This is a genomic window from Gemmatimonadota bacterium, assembly GCA_016209965.1.
Classification (GTDB): domain Bacteria; phylum Gemmatimonadota; class Gemmatimonadetes; order Longimicrobiales; family RSA9; genus JACQVE01.
Genome location: JACQVE010000244.1, coordinates 1 through 6,737 on the forward strand (window position 1 = coordinate 1; position 6,737 = coordinate 6,737).

The following is a 6,737-nucleotide window of genomic DNA, read 5'->3' on the forward strand; positions in this document are numbered from 1 at the left end:
CCCCCGCCACCACCCCTGGCGCCGCGCGCCGCCCGCGACCCAGCCGGGCCTGGACCTGACCTGTGCATTCGACGGCCGTGCCCCGCGCCCAGATCCGCTCCAGCCGGAAGGGTGCAGCCCCGTTTGCCGCTGGCCGCGCCGCGAACGTGCCACGCACCACCAGGCGCGACGCATCCGGTATGCGGCTCCGGCAATCGCCCCGCTCCCGGGCCGCCGCCCCCGCGCCCGAAGCGAAACCGGTGGCGGCGAAGGCGCCGAGTAGCAGCCAGCTCTGGTGACGCCGGAAAAAGAAAAGAGAGGTCAGCCCGATCAGAGCGGCCAGCAGGAGAGGTGCGCTGGGCGCTGGAGCAGCACCCGCCCAGCGCAGGCCCAGCAGAATGCCTGAATAGAAAACAATGGCCGCACGGGCGAGGGGCGGCATCTAGCGCTCCCTCGCCGCCGGCCCATCGAGCTCAGCCGGTCCGCAAAAGCGGCCTCGCCGCCTCCAGGAGCTCGCCTGTGAAGGTCGCGCCCGTGGTCGCCGTAAGCCGCACCGCCAGGAAGCACCCCACCGCCTCCGGGCCGGCGGGAAAGGCCACCACCTTGTTGCGGCCCGTGCGCGCCAGGACATCGCCCGGACTCCGCGCCAGCCGCTCCACCAGCACTTGCTCGACCCGCCCCACCTCGCCCTCGTTGATCTCCGCCTGGATCTGCCGATGCAGCGCGATGACCCGCTCCAGCCGCGCTTGCGCCTCCGCCTCGGCAATGAACTCCTGGCGCGGCAGCCGGGTCGCCGGCGTGCCCGCCCGCGCCGAGTACTTGTACAGGAAGGCATCGTCGTAGCGCACTTCCCGGAGCAACTCGAGCGTCGCCTCGTACTCCGCCTCCGTCTCGCCCGGGAAGGCGACAATGACGTCCGTGGACAGCGCCACGCCCGGGACCACGTCCCGCACCAGCCGGACCTTCTCCAGGTAGCTCTCCACAGTGTAGCGGCGGAGCATCCGCTTCAGCGTGCGGTTATGCCCCGCCTGCACCGGCAGGTGCAGTTGCTTGCATACCGCCGGCTCCGCCGCCATCACCTCGACCAGCTCGGGCGTGACGTCGTTCGGATGCGGCGAAGTAAAGCGCACCCGCCGGATCCCGTCCACCCGCGCTACCGCCCGCAGCAGGCGCGCGAAGTCCCAGTCGCCGTGCCGGTACGAGTTGACTGTCTGCCCCAGCAGCACCACCTCCGCCGTGCCGCCCGCCGCAATGCGACGCACTTCCTCCAGGATCTTCGACGGCTCCCGGTTCTTCTCCGGGCCACGCACATACGGCACAATGCAGTAGGTGCAGCGGTAGTCGCACCCCCGCTGCACCGGCACCCAGGCGCTCACCCCGGAGCGGCGCCGCACCTCGAGCCCCTCGTAGTGCTCGTGGGGCTGGAACTCCAGCACCGCCAGCCGCCCCGCCCCACTACCCTCCGAGCCGGAGACACGCCAAGGGAGCGAGGGGGCGACTGCCACCCCACTACGCGAGGCGGCGACGCCGCGACCCGACGAAGCAGCGGCCGCCACCCTGCCGGCCGCTGTCGGCGCCACAGCGTCAGCTTGCAGCACCGGCAGCTCCCGCCGCACAACGCCGCCACTCCCAGTCGTGTCCGGGCCGTTCGCCGCGTCGCCGTGTCCCCGCGTCTCCGCCTCCGGCTGCTTCGCCGTGTCCCCGCGTCGCCCTGTGGCCGCGTCGGGGCGGTGCGCCCAGGGGCGCAGCGCCGCCAGCGCCTGCGGCAGCCCGCGGTAGCCGTCCGGCCCCATCACCAGATCCACGTACGGCGCCCGCTCGAGCAGGGTCTCCCCCAGCCGCTGCGCCATGCAACCTGTCACTCCGATGATCAGCCCCGGCCGCCGGCGCTTGAGCTGATAGAGTTGCGCGACCCGCCCCAGTACCCGCTGCTCCGCGTGCTCGCGGATCGCGCAGGTGTTGACCAGGATGACGTCCGCCTCTTCCGCCGCCGCCGCCAGCTCGTAGCCGTGCGCCGCCAGGATACCCTGCATCAGCTCGCCATCACTGACGTTCATCTGGCAGCCGTACGTCTCGACGTACGCCTTGCGGGCGTCGGCGGCCGCGCGCGGTGGAGCGTGCACTGGCGGCTGGGGCAGTTCCATAGCGGGTTGCGTCTTCCTCACCTGCTGAATTCAGAACCTCTGGGGCGAGCCATGCTGGGAGCCGCTGCTACCCCATGGGCGCGGAAAGGTCACCGGCCGAACAGCGACAGGGACACGGTCAGCCGCCAGAAGCTCTCGGTCAGGCCGGTGGCGTTGCGGTCGCCGCGCCCGCCTCGCTCGGCCGCGGCATCGACGACGGCGAGCGGGCCGCCCTCGTCGCCAGCGAAGCGCGCGCCGATCCCGAGGGCAACCGACCATTCGGCAGGGGTTTCGCCCTGCAGTTTGAACGGAAACTGCCCGTAGTGGAAGCCGAGGCGCAGGGGGAAGACCCGTTCGCCGGCGCGGCTGGCTTCCCATTCCAGGCCGCCGCCCAGCTCCCAGGCGTTGGTGGCGAGGTCGGGATCGGCGAAGTCGTCCTGCGCGGCGGCCCAGCCGGTCCATTGTGCGGAGATGCCGGCCAGGATCCGGGGCGCGAGCCAGGCGCTGGCGCCACCCGCGATCTGCCAGGGGAGGTCGAAGCTGCGGTCGCGGGCGTCGCCCTCTTCGCCCTCGGCCTCCAGCTCTCCCGCCCAGGTCACGCTGCTGGCGAGGCGCAGGACGGGGAGTGGGTCCCAGCGCAAGCCGATCGTGGCTTGGGGGCCGCGGTACCCCCAGCGCAGTCGTGTCTGGAAGCGCTGCACGTTGGTGAGGGTGGTGTCCTCGAAGGTACGGGTGACCTCGCGTTCCAGGCTGCCGGTGTAGAGTCCGACGGCGGCGCCCACGGCCAGGGCGGGCGAGAGGACGTACGCTGCGCTGAGCTGGAGCTGTGCAATACCGCCGGAGGACTCGACCAGGTCACGCACCGGCACCGTGTCCTGGCCGATCACTTCGCGGCGCTCGGTGACCACCCCCCACGACTGGTCGAGGTAGCCGCCGTAGCCCAGGCTGGTGACCAGGCGGCTGCCCACCGGGTAGAGGATGCGGAGCAGCGGGAAGCGGGTCGCGCCGGCGTCGGCCTCCTCCCCCTCGAGCTGCATGCTGCGCGAGGATGGCTGCGACGCTACGGAAATCCCGCGCCGGCGCAGGCCAGCCACCTCGGCGGGATTGACCAGTGAGGGGTTCAGCCCGAGCAACCCTACCCCCACGCCCCCCAGCACACGGGCCCGGGCGTCGAGGGGCGCTACCGGTACTCCCAGCCCCCGCGTCGCAAACAGCGACTGCCCGCGCGCCGGCGACGGAAAGAGCGCGAGCGGCATCAGCCCCGCGAGCGGTAGCCACGTCAGAGCACTGAAGCGCCGAGTGCGATGCACGCACCACGGGGCCCGCAGCCCCCGCGCCTGCGGCGCCCGGGTCGTCTTTCCGCACCCCGCTCGCCCCATCACTGGATCTGCACCTCGCTGGCGATGCTGAGCACAATCCGCAGCCGCGGCGCCGCGCTCGCTGTCCCGCCGGCGGCGAAGGTGCCGAAGCCGAAAGTTCCGGCCTCGATTGTCGCCAGCAGTGCCAGCGTCGAGGCGCGCGCACTGTCCGCCCTCTCCAGCGGGGCGACGAGGCTGCTCAGGAAGGTGGTCACCGGAACCTCGACGGCCGGCGGCGCCTTGGAACCCGCCGCGAAGGCCCTCGGATCCACTGGCGTGCGCACGCGGCCCAGCAACTGTCCCAACGGCGAGCGCGCCACTGGCACACCAGGCGTTTCGAGGACGGATCTGGCCTCGATGTCGAAGGCCGCCTCGGGCTGGAACGCTGCCGGCACCGGGAGCGGGTCAAGCAGCAGGGCCGCGAAGTTGACGGTCGCGTCCCCCAGCCGCAGCCGGCAGCCGGGTGCGCCGCCGGGGCACGCCACTGACACAGTATCCAGGCCTCCGCGGAACCGCAGGAAAGACCGCCAGGCCGGCGTTCCCCCCACCTGCAGTGGTGTCAGGGACGGCGGTGGGGGATCGAAGAGGAAGGTGCGCGCTACCGATCCCACGGTCGCGGTGACCACCGTGTCGGGGCGCTGCGACGGCCGCGCCTCGAGCCGCAGCAGGGCCAGGGGCGACTTCATGCGGGTCCCATCCGTGGCTGCCAGAATCAGTGCGCCCCGTGCGGCGTTGGTCGTGTCCGCCCACAGGGCTACGGTCTGCGAGTCCACGGCAAACACGACCGAGTCGGTCCCCGGCTGCCACACTGCACTGTCCACCAGCGCCCCCACTGTGCCGCCCGGCTGCGACCAGGCCAGCGCGACCCTGCCGCTGTCCACCCGCAAACGCCAGTCGGCGCTGCCCGGGTCCCACGCCTCCGCGACCCGGAAGAGTTGAAGCCGCAGTGGTGCGCGAGGCACGGTGAGAAGCGTGTCCACCCGCAGCACGAGTTGCCCGCCAATGAAACGGGGGAGCGTGTCCTCGCGGACCGTCCCGGCCGCATCGCGGAACGTCACCCGCGCGGGCGGCGGCGCGAAGCGCGCCAGCGCGTGGGACTCGAGCGAACCGCCAAACCGGTGAGCAATCAGGAAGAAGCCCGAGGCGGGCGGCTTCGCGAATCCGGCCAGATCCGTAGCCTCGGTCAGGAAGGTCCCGGCATCCAGCACCACCTCGAAGCTGCGGATCACGCCGCCCGGCAGTAGCGGCCCACCCACCCCAGTCGGGTCCTCGTCGCCGCACGCAGGCAGCAGCGCGGCAGCCGAGAGCAGTACGACCAGGACTTTCCGGGCAATCGGCAATGCGCCCTCGCTACGCCAGACGGACGGTTCGGCCGGCCACATCGAACTGGTCCACGATCCCCATGATCACCGCGTCCACGGGCCGATCCTTCGTCTGCTCCGTCTGACGCGCCGAGCTGCCCGTGGCGTAGAGCACAACCTCGCGGGCGCCTGCACCGACCGCGTCCACCGCCACCACGTACCCGCCCTCCGGCTCGAGTTCGAGGGTGAGGTTCTCGACGATGAGTAGCTTCAGCCCGGACAGCTTCGGGTCCTTACGCGTCGAGACGACCGAGCCGATCACCCGCCCCAGCTTCACGGCGCAGCCCGCTTCGGCTCGTACCCCGGCAGCCGGAAAGCCTCGGGCAGCAGGCTGCCCAGCGACCAGTGCGCCTCCGCACCACGGCTCTCCGACACGATCTCGAGCTCCGGCGCGAACTCCGCCAGCGCCTGTCGGCAGGCGCCGCACGGCGCCACCGGCTCCGGTGCGTCCGTCACCAGCACCAGCCGCCGGAACCGGAGCTGCCCCGCCACTACCGCCGCGCCCAGCGCCACGCGCTCCGCGCACAGCGTCACACCAAAGGACGCGTTCTCCACGTTGCAGCCGGCAAAAACCTCGCCGCCCTCAGCCTCCAGCACGCAGCCGACCCGGAACCCCGAGTACGGCGCATGCGCCCTCCGCTGCGCCTGCCGCGCCTGCTCCCTGAGCTGATTCAGCATGCCCTAACCGTTCGCTCGACGCGCGGCAGCCGCGGCCCGAGACCCGTCAAGATTTCGTAGCTGATGGTGTCCGCCGCCGCGGCCACTTCCTCCAGTGTGATCTCCTCCACCCCGTCGCGCCCGATCAACGTCGCCATCTGCCCCACTCCCGCCTCCGGCACCGCCGTCAGGTCCACGACGGTCAGGTCCATCGAGATGCGGCCCAGCATAGGGACGCGCCGGCCCCTGACCAACGCCACTCCCCCGTTGCCCAGGCTGCGGCGCAGGCCATCGCCGTACCCGATGCCCAGCGTGCCCCAGCGCTCCCAGCCGCGGGCGACGTGGGTCGCACCGTAACCCACGGTGCTGCCGGGCGGCACCTCCCGCACCAGCAGCACCCGTGATCGCACCGCCACCACCGGACGGGGTGCGGGCAACTCCGCCGCCGGCACAGCCGGCGCCGGATGGCCGCCATACAGGAAGATGCCCGGGCGCACCGCGTCGGCCGCGTACTCCGGCCAGCGCAACGCGGCGGCGCTGTTCGCCGCGTGCACCATAAGGTCTTCGCGCGACGCGGGCAGCCGCGCCAGCGCGTCCTGGAAGCGCGCCCACTGCGTCGCGGCAGGCGCCCGCTCGACCGCGTCCGCACCGTGGAAGTGGGTGAACACTCCCGTCCAGCGCACACCTGGCCCGCCACCGTGCTCCCGCCCCACCACTGCGGCCGCGCGCACCGCTGCGCCCCACACCGCCGTCTCGCGCCAGTCGAACCCCGCCCGCCCCATTCCCGTGTCCACTTCCACGTGGAAATCCAGCCGCGCACCGGCAGCCCGCGCCGCCGCGCCCCAGCGCTCCAGCTCGCCCAGGTCAGAGATGCTCGCGGTCAGGCGGGACTCCGCGGCCAGCTCGACGGCAGCGGGCGGCAGCGGCGCGAAGGTGATGATCGGCCGCTCGATGCCCGCCCGCCGCAACGCCCACCCTTCCTCCGCCGTGGCAACGCCATACCCCCACGGTTCCAGCGGCTCGAGCGCACGCGCGACCATCTCCGCCCCCACGCCGTAGCCGTCCGCCTTGACCATTGCGATCACCGCCGCCCGCGGGCCGGCGGCCGCCCGCACCGCCTCGAAGTTGGCGCGCAGCGCCTCGAGGTCCACCTCGACCCAGGCCCGCGCTTCCGCTACGATTGACATAACTCCACAAGGCTTTTGACTATAGGCCGGCCATGAAGCCCTCGCAAGGCAAAGACGCCCTATCCCGCGCAC

7 protein-coding genes are annotated in these 6,737 nt (G+C 72.2%); all 7 read right to left on the reverse strand.

Annotation, left to right across the window (positions count from 1 at the left end; translation table 11 throughout):
- Nucleotides 1-421: hypothetical protein (locus tag HY703_09705; GenBank protein MBI4545459.1), on the reverse strand; the 421-nt coding region annotated here is incomplete at its 3' end.
- A 31-nt stretch (nt 422-452) separates the two neighbouring features.
- Complete coding sequence (locus HY703_09710; GenBank protein MBI4545460.1) at nt 453-2,123, reverse strand: MiaB/RimO family radical SAM methylthiotransferase; 1,671 nt, start codon at nt 2,121-2,123, stop codon at nt 453-455.
- Nucleotides 2,124-2,212: 89 nt separating this feature from the next.
- Nucleotides 2,213-3,358 (reverse strand): hypothetical protein, encoded by a 1,146-nt coding sequence (locus tag HY703_09715; protein ID MBI4545461.1) that lies wholly within the window; start codon nt 3,356-3,358, stop codon nt 2,213-2,215.
- A gap of 122 nt (nt 3,359-3,480) precedes the next feature.
- Nucleotides 3,481-4,800: a hypothetical protein gene (locus HY703_09720; protein MBI4545462.1), complete on the reverse strand. Its 1,320-nt coding sequence runs from the start codon at nt 4,798-4,800 to the stop codon at nt 3,481-3,483.
- 10 nt (nt 4,801-4,810) lie between these two features.
- Nucleotides 4,811-5,098 (reverse strand): EutN/CcmL family microcompartment protein, encoded by a 288-nt coding sequence (locus HY703_09725; GenBank protein ID MBI4545463.1) that lies wholly within the window; start codon nt 5,096-5,098, stop codon nt 4,811-4,813.
- Entirely contained in the window at nt 5,095-5,499 is a 405-nt protein-coding gene (locus tag HY703_09730) for a cytidine deaminase (GenBank protein MBI4545464.1), read from the reverse strand. The genes HY703_09725 and HY703_09730 overlap by 4 nt, the downstream gene beginning before the upstream one ends.
- Nucleotides 5,493-6,665 carry an alanine racemase gene (gene alr / locus HY703_09735; GenBank protein ID MBI4545465.1) on the reverse strand — a complete coding sequence of 391 codons (1,173 nt, stop codon included), beginning with the start codon at nt 6,663-6,665 and terminating at the stop codon, nt 5,493-5,495. The genes HY703_09730 and alr overlap by 7 nt, the downstream gene beginning before the upstream one ends.
- Nucleotides 6,666-6,737: the final 72 nt, after the last annotated feature.

What these genes read in the sequence shown, in the direction of transcription:
- HY703_09710 (MBI4545460.1), bottom strand. Translation starts at nt 2,123, where the DNA reads ATGGAACTGCCCCAGCCGCCAGTGCACGCTCCACCGCGCGCGGCCGCC.
- HY703_09715 (MBI4545461.1), bottom strand. Translation starts at nt 3,358, where the DNA reads ATGCCGCTCGCGCTCTTTCCGTCGCCGGCGCGCGGGCAGTCGCTGTTT.
- HY703_09730 (MBI4545464.1), bottom strand. Translation starts at nt 5,499, where the DNA reads ATGCTGAATCAGCTCAGGGAGCAGGCGCGGCAGGCGCAGCGGAGGGCG.
- alr (MBI4545465.1), bottom strand. Translation starts at nt 6,665, where the DNA reads ATGTCAATCGTAGCGGAAGCGCGGGCCTGGGTCGAGGTGGACCTCGAG.